The 17,795-nt window shown below is 67.0% G+C and carries 16 protein-coding genes and 1 pseudogene; 5 read left to right on the forward strand and 12 right to left on the reverse strand.

The window, feature by feature from the left end; genetic code table 11:
• Window positions 1-34: 34 nt before the first annotated feature.
• Window positions 35-751 (reverse strand): LpqN/LpqT family lipoprotein, encoded by a 717-nt coding sequence (locus VN856_RS01415; RefSeq protein ID WP_325685416.1) that lies wholly within the window; start codon window positions 749-751, stop codon window positions 35-37.
• Window positions 752-953: 202 nt separating this feature from the next.
• Between VN856_RS01415 and VN856_RS01420 the strand changes: the two genes are divergently transcribed.
• Window positions 954-4,211: a LuxR C-terminal-related transcriptional regulator gene (locus VN856_RS01420; RefSeq protein ID WP_325685442.1), complete on the forward strand. Its 3,258-nt coding sequence runs from the start codon at window positions 954-956 to the stop codon at window positions 4,209-4,211.
• Between the two features lie 12 nt (window positions 4,212-4,223).
• Here VN856_RS01420 and VN856_RS01425 read toward each other — a convergent pair whose 3' ends face one another.
• Complete coding sequence (locus VN856_RS01425; RefSeq protein ID WP_325685418.1) at window positions 4,224-5,606, reverse strand: cytochrome P450; 1,383 nt, start codon at window positions 5,604-5,606, stop codon at window positions 4,224-4,226.
• A gap of 296 nt (window positions 5,607-5,902) precedes the next feature.
• On the opposite strand from VN856_RS01425, the pseudogene VN856_RS01430 reads away from it, so the two are divergent.
• Window positions 5,903-6,196 (forward strand): annotated as a pseudogene (locus VN856_RS01430) (response regulator transcription factor); the annotation flags it as partial.
• Here the strand turns inward: VN856_RS01430 and VN856_RS01435 are convergent.
• The 4 genes from VN856_RS01435 to VN856_RS01450 form a co-directional block, all read right to left on the reverse strand.
• Entirely contained in the window at window positions 6,193-6,453 is a 261-nt protein-coding gene (locus VN856_RS01435) for a hypothetical protein (RefSeq protein WP_325685420.1), read from the reverse strand. The pseudogene VN856_RS01430 and the gene VN856_RS01435 overlap by 4 nt on opposite strands.
• Entirely contained in the window at window positions 6,435-6,590 is a 156-nt protein-coding gene (locus VN856_RS01440) for a hypothetical protein (RefSeq protein WP_325685422.1), read from the reverse strand. The genes VN856_RS01435 and VN856_RS01440 overlap by 19 nt, the downstream gene beginning before the upstream one ends.
• A gap of 126 nt (window positions 6,591-6,716) precedes the next feature.
• Window positions 6,717-8,663, reverse strand: a complete 1,947-nt coding sequence (locus VN856_RS01445; protein WP_325685444.1) for a primosomal protein N' — start codon at window positions 8,661-8,663, stop codon at window positions 6,717-6,719.
• Window positions 8,664-8,716: 53 nt separating this feature from the next.
• Window positions 8,717-9,448: a lysoplasmalogenase gene (locus VN856_RS01450; protein ID WP_325685446.1), complete on the reverse strand. Its 732-nt coding sequence runs from the start codon at window positions 9,446-9,448 to the stop codon at window positions 8,717-8,719.
• On the opposite strand from VN856_RS01450, the gene VN856_RS01455 reads away from it, so the two are divergent.
• The 3 genes from VN856_RS01455 to VN856_RS01465 are packed head-to-tail and all read left to right on the forward strand — an operon-like array spanning window position 9,447 to window position 12,908.
• On the forward strand, window positions 9,447-10,391 hold the full coding sequence (locus VN856_RS01455) for an alpha/beta hydrolase (protein ID WP_325685424.1): 945 nt from the start codon (window positions 9,447-9,449) through the stop codon (window positions 10,389-10,391). The two genes, VN856_RS01450 and VN856_RS01455, sit on opposite strands and share 2 nt — an antisense overlap.
• A 19-nt stretch (window positions 10,392-10,410) precedes the next feature.
• A complete protein-coding gene (locus VN856_RS01460) occupies window positions 10,411-11,370 on the forward strand; it encodes an alpha/beta hydrolase (RefSeq protein ID WP_325685426.1) in 960 nt (319 codons plus the stop codon).
• Between the two features lie 38 nt (window positions 11,371-11,408).
• Complete coding sequence (locus tag VN856_RS01465; RefSeq protein WP_325685428.1) at window positions 11,409-12,908, forward strand: NAD(P)/FAD-dependent oxidoreductase; 1,500 nt, start codon at window positions 11,409-11,411, stop codon at window positions 12,906-12,908.
• Here VN856_RS01465 and VN856_RS01470 read toward each other — a convergent pair.
• The 6 genes from VN856_RS01470 to mihF form a co-directional block, all read right to left on the reverse strand.
• A complete protein-coding gene (locus tag VN856_RS01470; protein ID WP_325685430.1) occupies window positions 12,905-13,699 on the reverse strand; it encodes a hypothetical protein in 795 nt (264 codons plus the stop codon). The genes VN856_RS01465 and VN856_RS01470 overlap by 4 nt on opposite strands.
• Before the next feature lie 91 nt (window positions 13,700-13,790).
• Window positions 13,791-15,002, reverse strand: coding sequence for a methionine adenosyltransferase (gene metK, locus VN856_RS01475; protein WP_325685432.1), 1,212 nt, complete (start codon window positions 15,000-15,002; stop codon window positions 13,791-13,793).
• Between the two features lie 98 nt (window positions 15,003-15,100).
• The gene (gene coaBC, locus VN856_RS01480) at window positions 15,101-16,375 is read right to left on the reverse strand and encodes a bifunctional phosphopantothenoylcysteine decarboxylase/phosphopantothenate--cysteine ligase CoaBC (RefSeq protein ID WP_325685434.1); all 1,275 of its coding nucleotides are present in this window, start codon (window positions 16,373-16,375) and stop codon (window positions 15,101-15,103) included.
• Window positions 16,376-16,396: 21 nt separating this feature from the next.
• Window positions 16,397-16,723: a DNA-directed RNA polymerase subunit omega gene (rpoZ, locus tag VN856_RS01485; protein WP_325685436.1), complete on the reverse strand. Its 327-nt coding sequence runs from the start codon at window positions 16,721-16,723 to the stop codon at window positions 16,397-16,399.
• 62 nt (window positions 16,724-16,785) lie between these two features.
• On the reverse strand, window positions 16,786-17,397 hold the full coding sequence (gene gmk / locus VN856_RS01490; protein WP_325685438.1) for a guanylate kinase: 612 nt from the start codon (window positions 17,395-17,397) through the stop codon (window positions 16,786-16,788).
• Between the two features lie 73 nt (window positions 17,398-17,470).
• A complete protein-coding gene (gene mihF / locus VN856_RS01495; protein ID WP_325685448.1) occupies window positions 17,471-17,788 on the reverse strand; it encodes an integration host factor, actinobacterial type in 318 nt (105 codons plus the stop codon).
• Between the last annotated feature and the right edge of the window lie 7 nt (window positions 17,789-17,795).

The following is a 17,795-nucleotide window of genomic DNA, read 5'->3' on the forward strand; positions in this document are numbered from 1 at the left end:
GAATGCCCGGCGGACCGCCAGGCCCCCACGGGCACTATCCGACGTTGATCGTCGTCTTCTCGTCGATGGTGATGGTCGCGGGCAGCGCCTTCTCCACCTGATCTGGGAGGCAATCGGCGTTGAGCTCCAGCAGGTAGATGTTGTCGTTCCCATTGATGACGACGACTTTGTCCGCAACCGCCTTCTCCTGGCCGTCTTGCTTCCAGGTGCCGCCCAACTGGTAGGCGGGAGAACCGCCGAGGTTGTCCTCAGAGCCCTCGCCCATTTGCTTGAACCCGGGCAGGTTTTTCGTTCCGCCGGCGGCGAGTTCGATCAGCTTCTGCGGGTCTACATCGCCGTCGAGCTTGGACAACGTCGCCACGATGCTCGGGCTGTATTTGGCTGCCTCCGGACCGGTGTCCACGATCGCCCAGTAGGCCGTGGGCGGGGTGTCTGGGCCGGCGTCGGCCCAGCCGTCGGGGATCGGGAAGTTGACTACAGGCGCGCCGGGGTCACCCTTGTGGACCGGTGTCGGGGTGATGTGACTGTCTCTGAAGTAGCTCGCGATGCTTGGATTCGGGCCGTCGACGGAGAGTCGAGGTGCCACTTTCGACTGCGGCTTGGCGGTGGTTGCCGAGGTCGCCGCGCTTCCCGCGGCGGACGTGCTGCTCGCCCCGTTGTTGCTGCTCGGCGAGGAACTGCACCCGGCCACGCCGATGGCTACCGCGACGATCGCGATCGTCGCACCACTGCGTGCTGCTGTCCGCTTCATTCAACTAGCTCCTGTCGATCGGGCTTCGCCACAGGACAAAATTTCCGGCGCTTTCCCGAACCAGCCTAGAGCGCCGTGTTCGCAGGCTGCGATCTACGCGTTTTAGCTGATGTTTCCGGTTTGCAGCGGCCGCATGCTGGCTAGCATGAGCGAATTCGATCCACACGCCGACATGCCGCTGGTGGACTGGAGCGAAGTGGCCGTGAGCGGACAATTGCCGACTGGCACCGTGACGTTGCTGTTAGCCGACGTCGAGGGCTCGACGCGGCTCTGGGAAACCCAACCCGAGCAGATGAGCGCGGCCATGGCCCGGATGAATCGGACGGTCTCGGAAACCATCGCCACACACCGTGGCGTGCGACCCGTCGAACAAGGCGAAGGCGACAGCTTTGTCGCGGCCTTCGCCCGCGCCTCCGACGCGGTCGCCTGTGCGCTGGAGTTGCAGCGCGCCCCGCTGGCGCCGATCCGATTGCGAATCGGGATCCACACCGGTGAAATTCAACTGCGCGACGAAAGCAATTACGCCGGCCCCACCATCAACCGCACCGCGCGACTGCGCGATCTGGGCCACGGTGCCCAGACCCTGCTATCCGGCACCACCGAATCGCTCGTGCTGGACGGGCTTCCCGACGACGTGTGGCTAACCGACCTGGGCACGCACTCGCTACGTGATCTGCCCCGCCCGGAGCGGGTGATGCAGCTATGCCACCCCGATCTGGTCAACGACTTTCCTCCCCTGCGCGTCGCTAAAGCTGTTATTTCCCAACGCCTTCCAGTGCAGTTCACCAGCTTTGTAGGACGCGAAGCAGACATCGCCCAGGTGCGGGAACTGGCGACCAAGAACCGGCTGGTGACGTTGACCGGCGCCGGCGGAGTGGGCAAGACCCGCATGGCGATTCAGGTCGCGGGCCAGTTTTCGGACGAGTTCAGCGACGGCGTTTGGTATGTGGATCTCGCTCCGATCACCGATCCCGACCTGGTGCCGATTACGACTGCGCGTGCGCTGGGCCTGCCCGAGCAGCCGGGCCGCTCCACGACGGACTCGTTGCGCCGATTCGTCGCCGACCGGCAGATGCTGGTGGTGCTGGACAACTGTGAGCATCTGCTCGATGCGAGCGCCACGCTGACGGTCGCACTGCTAGAAGCAGGTCCGAAGTTGAGCCTGCTGACAACTAGCCGAGAGCCGATTGGCGTGGCCGGTGAACAGAGTTGGCGGGTGCCGTCATTGCCGTTGGCCGACAAGGCTATTGAGCTGTTCGTCGATCGGGCCTGCCGCGCCCGGCCAGACTTCGTCGTCGCTGACGACAATGCCGCCACGGTCATGGAGATCTGCCGTCGCCTCGACGGAGTACCCCTGGCGATCGAATTGGCGGCGGCGCGTGTGCGGGCGCTGTCGCTGGCAGAGATTCTGGACAGCCTGCACGACCGGTTCAGACTGTTGACCGGCGGTGCGCGTACCGCAGTGCGCCGCCAGCAGACCCTGCGCGCCTCAGTCGACTGGTCACATGCGCTGCTGACCGGACCCGAACGCGTCTTGTTCCGTCGGCTGGCGGTGTTCATGGGTGGCTTCGACCTCGACGGGGCCCAAAGCGTCTGCGGCGGTGGCGATGTAGAGCGCTACCAGGTGCTCGATCAACTCGCCTTGCTGGTCGACAAGTCGCTGGTGGTGGCCGACGAAAGTGGCAGCCGAACGCGCTACCGGCTCTTGGAGACGATGCGCCAATACGCGCTGGAGAAATTGGGCGAGTCCGGCGAAGCCGACGTCGTCCGCACGCGTCACCGCGATCACTACACAGCGCTCGCGGCCAAGCTCGACCTCCCGGCAGCCAGCGATTACGAGCGGCTCCTCGAACAGGCCGAAACCGAGATCGATAACCTGCGCGCCGCATTCGGGTGGAGCCGCGAAAATTCCGACAATGAGCTGGCGTTGGCGCTGGCGTCGTCGCTGCAGCCGCTGTGGCAAGGGCGAGGCCGTATCCGAGAAGGGCTGACCTGGTTCGACACCGCCCTGGCCGATCTCGACGCGCATCACCCTGGAGTGACGCCCGCGGTGCGGGCGCGGGCACTGGCCGATAGAGCCACCCTCGGCCTCTGGGTGGCCTCGGTCGAGAGCCAGGATCAAGCACAGCAAGCGCTGGCGATCGCTCGCGAGATCGACGACCCGGCATTGCTAATCCGGGCCCTCACCGCGTGTGGCTACATCGCCTCCTACTTTGACCTAGAGGCGGCCGGGCCGTTCTTGGCCGAGGCGATCGGCCTCGCGCGGGATTTGGGCGACCGGTGGAGACTCACCCAGATCCTCGTCGCACAAGTCGTCGTGGCAATCATGGTGCGCGACCCCATCGCAGCGCGTGTGGCCGCCGAGGAGGGACGCGATCTCGCCGACGCGATCGGTGACCGGTTCGACGCGCGCCGGTGCCGCTGGTACCTCGGAGTCGCGCAGTTGACTCAGAGCGATCTTGCCGGTGCCGCGGCACAATTCGCCGCGGTGGCCGACGAGGCCGAGGCGGCTCACGATGAGATTTGGAGAGTGGATAGCCTCGTGGGCCTGTGCATGACGCGGGCGTACCAGGGCGACACCGCGGCGGCCCGATCCGCCGCCGAAGAGGCCGTGGAGGCCACCGCCGAACTGGGCGGCCTTAAAGCAGGCGCCGCCTACTACGCGTTGGCTTTGGCGGCCCTGGCCGCCGGCGATGCTATGGCGGCGCAGGACGCGACCGACGCGGCCCGGCCGCTCATGAATGCCGTGCCCCAGACGACAGGAGTGCAGAGAGTCCTTAGTGCGGAGGCGGCGCTTGCAGGTGGAGATCTGGTCGCGGCTCGCCGCTGTGCCGACGCCGCTGTATCGAAAAGGGCTGGCATGTTCGCGTGGGACCCGTTGACGACGCGCGCCCGCGTGGCAATCGCACAAGGTGATCCAGCCCAGGCTGAGCGTGACGCCCACGACGCGCTCGCGGGTGCCGCCGAAACCGAAACGTACCTGTTCATCCCCGACATCCTGGAAAGTCTCGGCATTCTGGCCAGCGAGGCCGGCAGCCAGCGCGAAGCGGCCCGCCTCTTCGGCGCAGCAGAGGCCATCCGGCTACGCATCGGCGCGGTGCGGTTCAAGGTCTACGACGCCGGTTACGAAGCCTCAGTAACGGCTTTGCGAGATGCGATGAGCGAGAATGACTTTGACACGGCATGGGCCGAGGGAGCGGCGTTGTCCATCGAGGAAGCGATCGCCTATGCGCAACGCGGCCGTGGTCAACGCAAACGACCTGCCAGCGGCTGGGCGTCACTCACGCCGGCCGAGTTGGACGTCGTGCGCCTGGTCAGCGAAGGACTGAGCAATAACGACGTCGCCACAAGGCTTTTCGTCTCACCACGCACCGTGCAAACGCACCTCACCCACGTCTACACCAAACTCAGCTTGACCTCGCGTGTGCAGCTCGTGCAGGAAGCGGCGCGGCACACCTGAAGCTAGTGTTTCCTAGCTGGATCTCCGTGTGTGAACGCGCGCATCGACCGGCTCGGCCGCGACAACCGTGAACGGGGTGGCCAGGGGGAAGTCGCCTTTGAGTGATTCGATCCGGACGCCACGGACGATGGTGGCCAGTGCGAGGGTGGCCTCCAGCATGGCGAAATGGTCGCCGATGCACGACCGAGGTCCGCCGCCGAACGGCAGGTACTGCCAACGACTTCGGCCCTGCGATCGCTCCGGCAGGAACCGGTCCGGGTCGAATGTCAACGGGCGGTCCCACAGTTCGGGGTCTCGGTGCATGGCGTAGAAGCTGACTAACGCCATGGTGCCGGCTTCCAGTCGGTAGCCGTCAACGGCCACATCCTTGGTGAGCATCCGGGGCGTTCCGGCGCCGGGGGGGCATAGGCGGAGGGCCTCATGCAGCACCCGCACGGTGTGACCGAGCCGGGGCACGTCGTCGGGGGTCAGCGGCCGGTCACCGAGTGCGCTGACCTCATCGAACACGCGTTGTTGGATTTGGGAGTGGCGTCCAAGCGCCCACAGGGAATACGCGAGCGTGGTCGACGTGGTGTCGTGGCCGGCGAGGATGAACAGCACCAGCTCGTGGCAGATCTCATCGTCCGAAAGCGGTTGGCCCGTTTGTGGATCGGCTGCGGTGATCAAGGCCCGCACAAGTGGCGCATCCCGGTCGGGATCTTTTCGCACCGCGGCGAGGATCTCGGCGGCGAGCTGATGCAGAGTCGCGTTGCCCCTACGTGCCCGTCGCTGGCGTGGGGTGGGCACCCATTGCGGCAGATTGAAGGGCCGGGTCGCGCGGTCCGCAATCCATGTGAGCGTGGGCCGCAATGCCTCCCCAATGGCATCGGCTCGGTCGTCGAGGTCCATGCCGAGCACGGACCGGCCGAGCGCCCGCAAGGTAAGGGTGCGGCATTCGCTGTCCAGATCAACTGAGGCACCGTCGCGCCAGCCATCGACCACGGACTGCGCGGCCGCGGCCATGTGCCCGGCGTAACGCGGGATGCGCTTTTTGGTGAACATCGGCTGGAGGGTTCGCCGCCGCGGCAACCATTCGCGGTGCGGCAGGACCAGCAGATTGCCACCCATCAGCTTTCGCAGCTGAATCGCGGTCGTCGTTCCGCCGCGATCGGCGATCTCGTCGGTGCGGCCCAGAACGTCGCGCGCGCCCTGCGGCGATGCGATCAAAACCGCCGTCGGGAAAAGCCATTTGGGCCCGAGCACGATTCGGGTGACGGGTCCGCCGGCATCGATCAGCTCCTGGTGCCCGTCGATCAGCGACCGCACGGCCCTGAGCTGGTCCCGATACCGCAGCGGATTCTTCGGCGCCAAATGCAGTTCGGCAACATCGGGCGGTGGTGCAGACGTAAGAAGCATGGCCGTCACCTTTCTGGAAAACTCACTGTGTCAACGCCCAGCTCAGACGACATGAGTAGTGCACTACTTAAATCCGCTGGCTCCGGCGGTTGACTCGACTATCCGGCGCCAGGAGTCTCAGAACGTCGGCCAAGGCGCGTAGATCCGCTGCGCGGGGGGTCGTAGATTCCGGCGGCCGCAAATCTGCGCGTTTGCGCTGATGTTTTGCGGTTCGTCGGATCGCATGCTGGCTAGCATGAGCGAAATCGATCCACACGCCGATACGCCCCTGATGGACTGGAGCCAGCTAGACGGACAAGAAGGGTTTTGACACCGCGTGGGCTGAGGGCGCAGCCCTGCCCACCGAGGAAGCGATCGCCTACGCCCGGCGCGGCCGTGGTCAACGCAAACGACCTGCCAGCGGCTGGGGTTCACTCACTCCTGCCGAGCGCGATGTCGTCCAATTGGTCAGCGAAGGGCTCGCCAACAACGACATCGCCGCACGGCTTTTCATCTCACCCCGTACCGTGCAGACCCACTTGACCCGCGTCTACACCAAACTGGGCCTGAACTCCCGCGTGCAGCTCGTTCAAGAGGCGGCCCGGCACTAGCCCGCTTGCTCAGCGAGTTCGCGGCGATCGAAGCTGTCGTGGATCACCCGCCACGACGCGAACCCATCGCCTGCGACGTGCAGCGTGATCTGTGGGTCGCAGCCACATTCCTCAACGCGATGCGGCTGCAGATCGTCGATGGGGACGACATGGATTTCACGGGGTCCGATCCAGCCGGTCCACCAGCGATTGCCGGGACAGGCACAGCCGATCTCGGTGCAGTGCGCGGGATCGATGATCACGCCGACCGGGGCCACGCATCGATGAACTCGTCCATCACCGCGTGCCACTGCATGGCCCGGATCTCGTCGCCGGCGGCGCGGGCCTGGTTGAGGTGATCGCGCACAAATACGAGGCAGCGCCCGATTCGTGTGGTGTCTGCGATCGTTGCCATATCTGACCTCCCTCGACACGGGAAAGAAAGACCGGTGGGCGTCATTGGCGCTCGGCCAGTCTTCGCATCGTCGCATGGACACGCGGAGTTCGCGCGTCGACACACGGCGCGTAACCGAGGAGTCAGCTAGCCGATGTGCAGCGGGTCGATCTGCACCCGGACCGGGTCGTGCACTTGCCGGGCGCTGACCACGGCGACGCCGCGCCGCAACTCCGCCGCCAGTGCCAGGCCCTGCTCGCGGCGCACCCGCACCAGCATCCGGCTCACCGGCACCTCGGTCGCGATCCCGGGCGGTCGCCGTGCACCCACCGGCAACGGCACCGGGCCGAGCAACTCGGCGCTGTCCGGCAGCCGGATCTCCTCGAGCAACCCCGTGACCGCCTCGCCGGGGCCGTCGAGAGCGGCCATGTGCACACTCGGCGGCAACGCGACTTCGGTGCGCGCGGCCAACTCGGCCTCGGCGTGGCCGACCGGATCCCAGCGGATCAGCGATTGCACTGTGGGAAACGATGATTCGGCGACGACCGCCACTACCCCACCGCTGTCGCGGGGCCGTACCAGCGCCGCGGCAGCCATCCACCGCCGCAGGGTGTCCTCGGCCGCACGCAGATCCTGACGCCCGAGCAGCGCCCAGCTGTCCAGCAGCAGGGCCGCCCCGTAGCCGCCGACTGCGCGGGGTTCAGCACCGGGCGTGGCCACCACCAATGCTGGACGATCGTCGACTTCGGACACCATCGCTTCGCCGGCCGAGGTGATCACCGTCGTACCGGGAAAGGCGCGGCCCAGTTCCTCGGCGGTACGCCGGGCACCCACGACGACGGCCCGCACCGTGTCCGACCCGCAGCGGCCGCAGCGCAGCGCGGTGTCGGCCCGGCCACACCAACGGCACACCGGGGCCGTGCCGTCGCGGTCATCCAGCGACAACGGGCCGGTGCAATGCCGGCAGCGGGCGATCGCCCGGCACCGGGCGCAGGCCAGCGACGGGACGTAGCCGCGCCGCGGCACCTGGACCAGCACCGGCGCCTCGGCCTGCAATGCTGAACGCGCGGCGCGCAGCGCCACCGACGGCAACCGTGCGGTGCGCGCCGCCGGATCGCGTTCGTCGGCGTATCCCCCGTCGTCGAGGGCCACCACCCGCGGCGAGTGGGCGCGCACCACCGGCCGCGTCGCGACCAGGTCGTGCGCCCACCCGCTGCGCACCAGCGCATGAGCTTCGGCGGTGCGGGCGTATCCCCCGATCAGTGCGGCGCATCGCATCTGGTGGGCACGCAGCATCGCCACCTCGCGCGCATGCGGGTACGGAGCCCGCGGCTCGGCGAGCGTGTCGTCGCCGTCGTCCCACACCATGACCAGGCCCAGGTCGCTGATCGGCGCGAACACCGCGCTGCGGGTGCCGATCACCAGCCGTGCCTCACCCCGCAGCGCGGCCAGCCAGCGCCGGTAGCGCGCGGCCGGACCCAAGCCCGCCGACAACGCCACCACACCCGCTTCGTCGAGCAACGCCGTCGCGGCCCGAAACAGCGTGTCCACGTCCCGCTGATCGGGCACGACCGCCAATACCGCGCGCCCGGTCTGCACGGTCTGCGCGGCCGCCTCGGCGAAGCGATCGGCCCACGGGTCGCCGGGCAGCGCTTGCCACACCGCGCGAGCGGCCCGCGACTCGGCCAACGCGGTTAGGAATTGGTCGCCGCTGCCGTAGGCCTCCCATCCCGTCCGGTCGACGGCGGATACAGCGGAAAGCTCTGGCGGCGTTCGGTTCTCACGCTCCACCTTGGCGTGTCGGGGCGGCACCGCCAGCCGTAGCACGTCGGCGCGGGTGCCGGCATAACGTGCGGCGACGGCGTCGACCAGCCGACGGATCTCCGGGGTGAGCACCGCTTCGGCTGACACCACCCGGTCAAGCCAGGCCAACTTGCCGGCGTGATCGGTCTCGGTGCGGCGCTCCAGGATGAACCCGTCGACCAGGCGGCCGTGGAAGCGCAGCCGCACCCGCACCCCGGGCTGCGCGTCATCGGATTGCTCCTCGGACACCAAGTAGTCGAATTCGCGGTCCAGGTGCGGCACCGACAACATCGGCAACACCCGTGCGATCGGCTCGAACGCAGCGGGCTGCCGGGTCCGCGTGGTCACTCGCCAGGTGTAGCAGAGACGGTCGACACCCGGCCGAAGAAGAACCCGGCCGTGATCAACACCTGCGCCGCCGCGTACGCCCACCAGATCGGTACCGCCAACGCCTCGCTGCCCAGCACGAACCGGCCGATGCCGATCATCGCGTCCGAGCCCGCGAAGCACACCGCGCCGACCGCGGTCCACAGCGTGGGCAGTCGCGCCAGCAGCGCGGCGCACACCATGGCGGCCAGCACGACCATGTACACCGTGACCGGAATGGTCAGACCATCACGACCCAGCTGCGGCCAGAACCACACCAGCAGCCCCACGCAGGCCGCGCACATCAGCCCCACGGCGATCCACCGGGGCCGCGACCGATCCGACTGCCGCGCCAACGGCAGCAGGGCACCGAGAAAACACAAGTGCGCCAACAGAAATGAGGCCAGCCCGAAGACAAAAGACGGGGCCCACCACGGAACGGCCAGCAGCGCGTCGCCGACCGCCGAGAACAGCAGCGCCAACATCAGCCAGCGCCGCTCGCGGACAACAGGATGCGCCGCCGCCGCCAACGCCAGCAACAGCGCCATCGACGCCTTGAACGCCGGCTGAGCAAAAAACTGCCCGGTCAACTCCGCGCCCGGCGGCGAACGCAGCGCGGAAATAGTCAGAAATACCCCGTAGGCGAGACCCGCCCATCCGGCGGCCACCCAGGCACCGACCATCACCCGCGGTGCGTACGGTGTCTGCATGCCCAGCGTCGACGACTCCGGATCCGCCATCGATCCCATCCTGCAGAAGGTACTGGACGCCGTTCCGTTCCGGTTATCCGCCGACGACGGCGTCGAAGCGGCCCGCCGGCAACTGCGGGATCTGCCGCGGCGCAGCTTTCATCCCGAGCTTCGGGTGGAGGACCGCGCCATCGACGGGCCGGCGGGGCCGCTCAACATCCGGATCTACTGGCCGCCAACCGATGACGCCGCGCCGCCGGTGGTGGTGTTCTTCCACGGCGGCGGCTTCGTCGTCGGCGACCTCGACACCCACGACGGCACCTGCCGTCAGCACGCGGTGGGCGCCTCGGCGGTGGTGGTGTCGGTCGAGTACCGGTTGGCCCCCGAGCACCCCTACCCCGCAGCGATCGACGATGCCTGGGCAGCAGTGCAATGGGTCGCCGCGCACGGCAGCGAGATCGACGCCGACGCGAGTCGGCTTGCGGTGGCCGGGGATTCCGCCGGTGGCAACATCTCGGCGGTGATCGCGCAGCGGTCGCGTGACGACGACGGCCCGCCAATCCTGTTCCAGCTGTTGTGGTATCCGGCGACGCTGTGGGATTCGTCGCTGCCCTCGTTCACCGAAAACGCGGATGCGCCCGTCCTGGATAGCGCTGCCGTCGCCGCATTCAGCCGCTACTACGGCGGTGAGATCGACCTGTTCAATCCCCCGCCCGGGATGGCGCCGGGCCGGGCCGCGAACCTGGCCGATCTGCCCGCCGCCTACATCGGCGTCGCCGGCCTCGATCCGCTGCGCGACGACGGGATGCGCTACGGGGAGTTGCTCGCCGCCGCGGGTGTTCCGGTCGAGGTGCACAACGCCGAGACGATGGTGCATGGCTACCTCGGCTATGCCGGCGTGGTCCCCGCGGCCACCGATGCGATGGAGCGCGGACTGGCCGCACTACGCACGGCGCTGCACTAGCGATTTGTAAGGTAGGCCCATGACAGAGCCGACCATCGCCCGACCAGAGATCGACCCGACGCTGAAGGCCGTGGTCGACGCGATCCCAATGACCTTCAAGGCCTCCGACGGCGTCGAGGCCGCACGGGCGAAGCTGAAGCAACTGCAGGCACCCCCGGAGATGCTGCCGGATCTGCGCATCGAGAATCGCATCGTCGGACACGGTGACGTCACCGACATCCCGGTCCGCATCTACTGGCCCTCGGCTGAGCCCGGCAACCTACCGATCGTCGTCTTCTACCACGGCGGAGGTTTCGCCCTCGGCGACCTTGACACCCACGACCCGGTGGCGCGCGCACACGCGGTCGGCGCGGAGGCCATCGTGGTGTCCGTCGACTACCGACTCGCCCCGGAGCACCCGTTCCCAGCTGGCGTGGACGACTGCTGGGCCGCGCTGCAATGGGTCGCCGAGCACGCCGCCGAGCTCGGCGGCGACCCGAACCGGATTGCCGTCGCCGGCGACTCGGCCGGCGGAAACCTGGCCGCGGTAACGGCACAACGCGCCCGCGACGAGGACGGACCCACGCTGGCGTTTCAGCTGCTCTGGTATCCGAGCATCACCGCGGACCTGTCGCTGCCGTCGTTCACCGAGAACGCCGAGGCACCGATCCTGGACCGCGACGTCATTGATGCCTTTTTGCAGTGGTACATCCCGGGTGTGGACATCAGCGATGCGAAAGCTCTGCCGCCGTTCATGGCGCCGTCCAACGCCAAGGACCTCTCCGGGTTGGCCCCGGCTTTCATCGGCAGCGCGGAACACGATCCCCTGCGCGACGACGCGGCCCTCTACGCGAAGCTGCTCAACGACGCCGGTGTGCCCGCCGAATTGAGCAACGAATCCACCCTGGTACACGGATACGTCAGCCTCGCGCTGATCGTCCCGGCCGCTGCCGAGGCAACCAACCGCGGTCTTGCCGCCCTGAAAGCGGCGCTGCACTAAATACGCGGTACCGTCGGTATCGACTAACCACCTGTTCGATGGAGGTACCGGTGAACGGCGATCGGCCCGATTACCACTGTCTGATCGTTGGCGCTGGGTTCTCCGGCATCGGCGCCGCGATCAAGCTCGACCAAGAGGGATTCGGCGACTACCTCGTCGTCGAGGCCGGCGACGAAGTCGGCGGAACGTGGTACTGGAACACCTATCCCGGTATCGCCGTGGACATCCCGTCGGCGTCGTATCAGTACTCGTTCGAGCAGCGGCCGGACTGGTCGCGTACCTATGCGCGCGGCGGCGAACTGAAGGCCTACGCCGAACATTGCACCGACAAGTACGGGATCCGGCCGAAAATCCGGTTCAACACCACCGTGCTCTCCGCCGAGTTCGACGACGAGCGCTCGCTGTGGCGGATCCAGCTCGATCCCGGTGGAGAAGTCACGGCACGGTTCGTGTTCAACGCCAGCGGCGTCCTCACGGTGCCCAAGCCGCCCGACATCGACGGCGTCGACTCCTTCGGCGGCGCCACAGTGCACACCGCCCGTTGGGACCACAGCCTCGACCTGACCGGTAAGCGCGTCGCCGTGATCGGCACCGGCGCGTCGGCGGTCCAGCTGATCCCTCAGATCGCGCCAATTGTCAAAGAGCTCAAGGTTTTTCAGCGCACGCCAATCTGGTGTTTCCCCAAGTTCGACGTGCCGCTGCCCAAGCCGGCACACTGGGGGCTACGGCTGCCCGGCGCCAAGACGCTGCAGCGCCTGATCACCCAGACCTACGTCGAGGTGACCTTCCCGCTGCCGGCCCAATACTTCACCGTGTACCCGCTGGCCCGATGGATGGAGTCACTTGGCCGCGCTTATCTGCGACTGAAGGTGCGCGACCCGGCGGTGCGGCAACAGCTCACCCCGCAATACGCGATCGGCTGCAAGCGGCCCGGTTTCCACAACAGCTATCTGTCGACCTACAACCGCGACAACGTGCGACTGGTGACCCAACCGATCGACAAGATCACGCCGTCATCGGTGGCCACCATCGACGGCACCAATCACGAGGTCGATGTCCTGGTGCTGGCCACCGGTTTCCACGTGTTCGACGCCGACACCACGCCGACCTTTGCGGTCACCGGTAGCGGCGGCCAGCGCCTCGCCCGGTTCTGGGACGAGAACCGGGCGCAGGCCTACGAGGGAACCACCATTCCTGGCTTTCCTAATTTCTTCAGCACGATGGGGCCGTACGGCTACGTCGGCTCGTCGTATTTCGCGTTGATCGAGGCGCAGACGCACCACATGTTGCGCTGCATGAAGCAGGCCCGCCAGCGCGGCGCCACCCGGGTCGAGATCAGCGAGGAAGCCAACGCCCGCTACTTTGCCGAGCAGTTGAGCCGTCGACACCGCCAGGTGTTCTGGCAGGACAGCTGCCGGACGGCCAACAGCTACTACTTCGACAAGAACGGCGACGTGGGGCTACGACCCGCGAATACCTTCGAGGTGTATTGGCGCAGCCGTCGTTTCGATCTCGACGACTATCGATTCACCGGCTAGCGGACGCCGTCAGCCACCGTTGGCAGCTCGGTTGACACCAGCGCCCGCAAATGACGGCGGTAGGCAGCGCGACCGACCGCGGTAAGGCCGAACCACCGACGGCCGTAATAGGGATACACGTCAATGTATTGTGCCGCAACAAGTTCAGCTGTTTGCCGGTGGAGTTCCTCGCCGTCCACTCGCAATGTCCTGGCAAGGAATCGGGCCTCGATCGAGTCGACACCGGCCAGCATCGCACACACCATGGTTTGCTGCCGGGGCGCGATCAGCGGGTCCCCGACCGCCGGTTGATCAGGCGTTTTCCGCATTGTTCGCGCGTCGATGCCGTACGGATCGATGAGCCACGGCAGCGATGCGCCGGCGATCACCGGCGCCATGAAAACAATGAACGGCAGCAGGTACGACATCGGGGTCCCGCGGTGCGCGCCCGCGGCCGCCCAATTCCACCGATGCAGTGATGCTGCGACCGCCACGCAGACGATCGCCACCACGATGACCACGCTCAGCAGGCCGAGCAGGCTGGTCAGAAGGAAAACACGACGCGAGAAGAGGCGAAGGCGACGCGGGTGGATACGTCGCATCCGCGTGGCCTGCCACAACGTCGCCGCCACCGATGCCGTCGGAAGGGTAACCGCGGCGACCAGAGTCAACGCCAACGATCTCGACCCGTAGAACAGGGCGAAGCCAATTCCCCACGCCGCGTAGAACGGCAACGGCGGCTCAAATTTCGCGTACAGCGCCCGCCGAGCCGCCTGAACATCCGCCAAGGTGCCAAGTGGCGTGACTGACATGCCTGTCAATTTATCGCGTGGCAGCGGCGCCGGCCGACGCAAAAGCCCCCATCGCACTGTGACGTGGGGGCTTTGCGACTGCTGGGTCGATCTAGATTGCGCGCTTGAGGTCGTCGACCTTGTCGAGACGCTCCCACGGCAGGTCGATGTCGGTACGGCCGAAGTGGCCGTACGCGGCCGTCGGCGCGTAGATCGGACGCAGCAGGTCCAGATCGCGAACGATCGCGCCGGGCCGCAGGTCGAAGACCTCGGGCACGATCTTCTCGATCTTGACCGGGTCGACGGTCGCGGTGCCGAACGTCTCGATGAACAGCCCGACCGGAGCTGCCTTGCCGATGGCGTAGGCAACCTGCACCTCGACCCGCTCGGCCAGGCCGGCGGCCACGATGTTCTTGGCCACCCAGCGCATCGCGTACGCCGCCGACCGGTCCACCTTCGACGGGTCCTTGCCGGAGAAGGCGCCGCCGCCGTGGCGGGCCCAGCCGCCGTAGGTGTCGACGATGATCTTGCGACCGGTCAATCCGGCGTCACCCATCGGACCGCCGACGACGAACTTTCCGGTCGGGTTGACCAGTACCCGCGTCGACGAGGAGTCCAGCGTGTCGTGCGCCAGCTCCTCGAGGACGGTCGCCAGCACATGCTTGCGGATGTCGGGGTCCAGCGTCTTCTCAAGGTCGATGCCGTCGGCGTGCTGGGTGGAGACCACCACGGTGTCCAGCCGGGTCGGAACGTTGTCCTCGTACTCGATGGTGACCTGCGTCTTGCCGTCCGGGCGCAGGTACGGCAGCGTGCCGTTCTTGCGGACCTCGGTCAGACGCCGCGCCAGCCGGTGGGCCAGCGCGATCGGCAGCGGCATCAGCTCCGGGGTGTCGCTGATCGCGTAGCCGAACATCAGGCCCTGGTCGCCGGCGCCCTGGGAGTCCAGCGGGTCCGCGGCACCCTCGACGCGCGTCTCGTGCGCGGTGTCGACGCCCTGGGCGATGTCGGGCGACTGACGGCCGATGCCGATGTTGACCCCACAGGTCGCCCCGTCGAAGCCCTTGTCCGAGTGGTCGTAGCCGATGTCGAGGATCCGCTCGCGAACTGTGTTGGTGATGTCGGCGAACGCTTCCTTCGCCGTCGTGGTGACCTCGCCGATCACGTGCACCTGGCCGGTGGTCACAGCCGTCTCAACGGCGACGCGTGAGCGCGGATCTCCGGCCAGCAGCGCGTCGAGCACCGAGTCGCTGATCGCGTCGCAGATCTTGTCCGGATGCCCCTCGGTCACCGATTCGCTGGTGAACAACCGACCCTGTTCGCTCACACCCGTCATCCCTTCAGGTCTACGTTGAAAATGTTAGTTAGACAAACCATATCTGTTGGCCGGTAAATGCTACCGGCCGGTCTACGGCGCAGGAGAGGCTAGGTGGCGTCCCCAGCGCCCCTCTGCAAGAACGTGACGATGGCGTCCACGATACGGCTGGCCATCAGAGTCTTCGAGCCCGGCTGCAGCGCTGACTCGGTGCCGTCGGCGGCCAACAGCCAACCATCGTTGTTGTCGACCTCGAAGGCCTTACCGTCGCCGACGGCGTTGACCACTAGCAGGTCACATCCCTTGCGCTGCAGCTTCGCCCGGGCATGAAACAGCACGTCACCGTTGGCGTCGCCGGTTTCAGCGGCGAAGCCGACGATCCCCCGCATGTTGGGCAGCTGCCCGGCAGCACGCGCTTGCACGGCCGCTGCCAGCACGTCGTCGTTGCGGATCAGGTCGATGGACTGCGGCTCCTCCGCACCTTTTTTGATCTTCGCGGTCGCAACGTGCGCCGGCCGGAAGTCGGCGACGGCCGCCGCCATCGCCAGCACGTGCACGTCGGGTGCATGTTTGGATACCGCGTCGCGGAGTTGTTGGGCCGAGCTGACGTGCACAACCTCGACGCCCGCCGGGTCGATCAGGCCGGCGGTGTGGCCGGCGATCAGCGTCACCTCGGCGCCGCGCTGGGCCGCGACCCGTGCCAGCGCGTAGCCCTGCTTACCCGAGCTGCGGTTGCCGATGAAACGGACCGGGTCGAGCGGTTCGCGGGTACCACCCGCGGTAACCAGCACCTTGACGCCGGCCAGGTCGTAAGGCAGCGCGTCGTGGCGCTCCAGGAGCAGCTGGGCGAAGGTGGTGATCTCCTCGGCCTCCGGCAGCCGGCCCGCGCCGCTGTCCTCCCCAGTGAGCCGTCCAGATGCCGGCTCGAGCACCACAGCACCGCGGCGGCGCAACGTCTCCACATTGTCGACGGTTGCTGGGTGCTGCCACATCTCGGTGTGCATCGCCGGAGCGAACAGCACGGGACATCGGGCGGTGAGCAGAGTCGCAGTCAGCAGGTCGTCGGCGCGGCCGTGTGCGGCACGCGCCAACAGGTCGGCGGTGGCGGGCGCTACGACGACCAGGTCGGCGGCTTGGCCGATGGCGACGTGCGGCACCCGCGGAACGTCCTCGAATACCCCGGTCTGAACGGGTTCGCCGGACAGTGCTTCGAAGGTGGCGGCGCCGACGAATCGGAGCGCGGATTCGGTGGGAATGACGCGGACCGAGTGGCCGGCCTCGGTGAGTTGACGAACGACGGTGGCGGCTTTGTACGCGGCGATACCCCCGGCGACGCCGACGACGACCCGCTTACGGTCCGTCCGCTTGTCATCCGAGAGGCTCATCGCAAGCCCGCCTCGATTCCGCTACTCGCCTTCGGTGTGCTCAAGCAGGTCGCCGTGGATCTCGCGCATCGCGATCGACAGTGGCTTTTCCTGCAACCCCGGCTCGACCAACGGACCGACGTATTCGAGGATGCCCTCGCCGAGCTGGTTGTAGTAGTCGTTGATCTGGCGGGCACGCTTGGCCGCGTAGATCACCAGGGCGTACTTGCTGGACACCCGCGCGAGCAACTCGTCGATGGGCGGATTGGTGATACCCAGCGGCGTGTCGTAGGCGCCTATCCCACCCGGCGACTGGTCGAACCGGTCGGGGACGGCGGCTAGCGAAGCATCGGTCTGTGAACTACTCACGTAAATATTCTCCTGGCGCTAAATCGGTGTGCGACTAAAGCTGAATCGAGTCTGAATGCGGGTCACGCCGTGTCCGGCCCAGTTCCCACCAGCAAGGATACCAATTCTGAGCACGCAGTTTCCAATTGATGGTTCACCACGACCTCGTCGAAGTCATCCTGAGCCGCTAATTCCGCGCGTGCGGTGGTCAGCCGGCGCTCGATTACCTCGGGTGTCTCGGTGCCGCGACCGATCAGGCGTTCCTCCAACGACTCCCAATTCGGTGGGGCCAGAAACACCGTGAGCGCCTCTGGCATCGCCTGTTTGACGGCGCGGGCGCCGGCCAGGTCGACTTCGATGAGTACCGGGTGCCCGGCGGCGACGGCGTCGTGGACCGGTTCGGCCACGGTGCCCGATCGGTGCAGGCCGCCGTGAATTTCCGCCCATTCCAGTAGGGCACCGGCGTCGATCAGTTGCTGAAAGCGACCGGGCGTCACGAAGTGGTAGTCGACCCCGTCGACTTCGCCGGGGCGGGGTGCTCTGGTGGTCGCCGAGACGCTGAAGTGCAGATCCGGTACCCGCTCACGCAGGCAGCGGACCAGTGTCGACTTGCCTACCGCGGATGGGCCGGACAGCACGACCACGCGTCCTTTAGCGGTCGCATGACTGCCGTCCGGTCCCCCGTCGGTGTTCAACGACTCTCCTGGAAGATGCCGGGGTTATCGCCCGGCTCTCCCTCAGGCCCTGCGGCCTGCATCGTCGCCGGACTTAGGCGAAGTCGAACTTTTCCAGCAGAGCCTTGCGCTGACGGTCGCCGAGGCCGCGCAGACGGCGCGTCGGGGCGATCTCCAGCTCGGTCATGATTTCCTGCGCCTTGACCTTGCCCACCTTCGGCAACGCCTCCAGCAATGCGGAAACCTTCATCTTGCCCAAGACCTCGTCGGTCTCGGCGTCCTTGAGCACCTGCTTGAGATTGGTGCCGCCGCGCTTCAGCCGGTCTTTGAGCTCGGCTCGCGCTCGACGTGCGGCGGCAGCCTTCTCCAACGCTGCCGCGCGCTGCTCGTCGGTCAACTGGGGAAGGGCCACGATTCCT

Source organism: Mycobacterium sp. (assembly GCF_035603715.1).
In the GTDB taxonomy this organism is placed as follows: domain Bacteria; phylum Actinomycetota; class Actinomycetes; order Mycobacteriales; family Mycobacteriaceae; genus Mycobacterium.

Coding starts and splice junctions, on each gene's coding strand:
- VN856_RS01460 (WP_325685426.1), top strand. CDS start 10,411: ATGACAGAGCCGACCATCGCCCGACCAGAGATCGACCCGACGCTGAAG.
- VN856_RS01465 (WP_325685428.1), top strand. CDS start 11,409: ATGGAGGTACCGGTGAACGGCGATCGGCCCGATTACCACTGTCTGATC.
- VN856_RS01440 (WP_325685422.1), bottom strand. CDS start 6,590: ATGGCAACGATCGCAGACACCACACGAATCGGGCGCTGCCTCGTATTT.
- VN856_RS01445 (WP_325685444.1), bottom strand. CDS start 8,663: ATGTTGTCGGTGCCGCACCTGGACCGCGAATTCGACTACTTGGTGTCC.
- VN856_RS01450 (WP_325685446.1), bottom strand. CDS start 9,448: ATGCAGACACCGTACGCACCGCGGGTGATGGTCGGTGCCTGGGTGGCC.
- VN856_RS01455 (WP_325685424.1), top strand. CDS start 9,447: ATGCCCAGCGTCGACGACTCCGGATCCGCCATCGATCCCATCCTGCAG.
- VN856_RS01415 (WP_325685416.1), bottom strand. CDS start 751: ATGAAGCGGACAGCAGCACGCAGTGGTGCGACGATCGCGATCGTCGCG.
- VN856_RS01470 (WP_325685430.1), bottom strand. CDS start 13,699: ATGTCAGTCACGCCACTTGGCACCTTGGCGGATGTTCAGGCGGCTCGG.
- VN856_RS01425 (WP_325685418.1), bottom strand. CDS start 5,606: ATGCTTCTTACGTCTGCACCACCGCCCGATGTTGCCGAACTGCATTTG.
- coaBC (WP_325685434.1), bottom strand. CDS start 16,375: ATGAGCCTCTCGGATGACAAGCGGACGGACCGTAAGCGGGTCGTCGTC.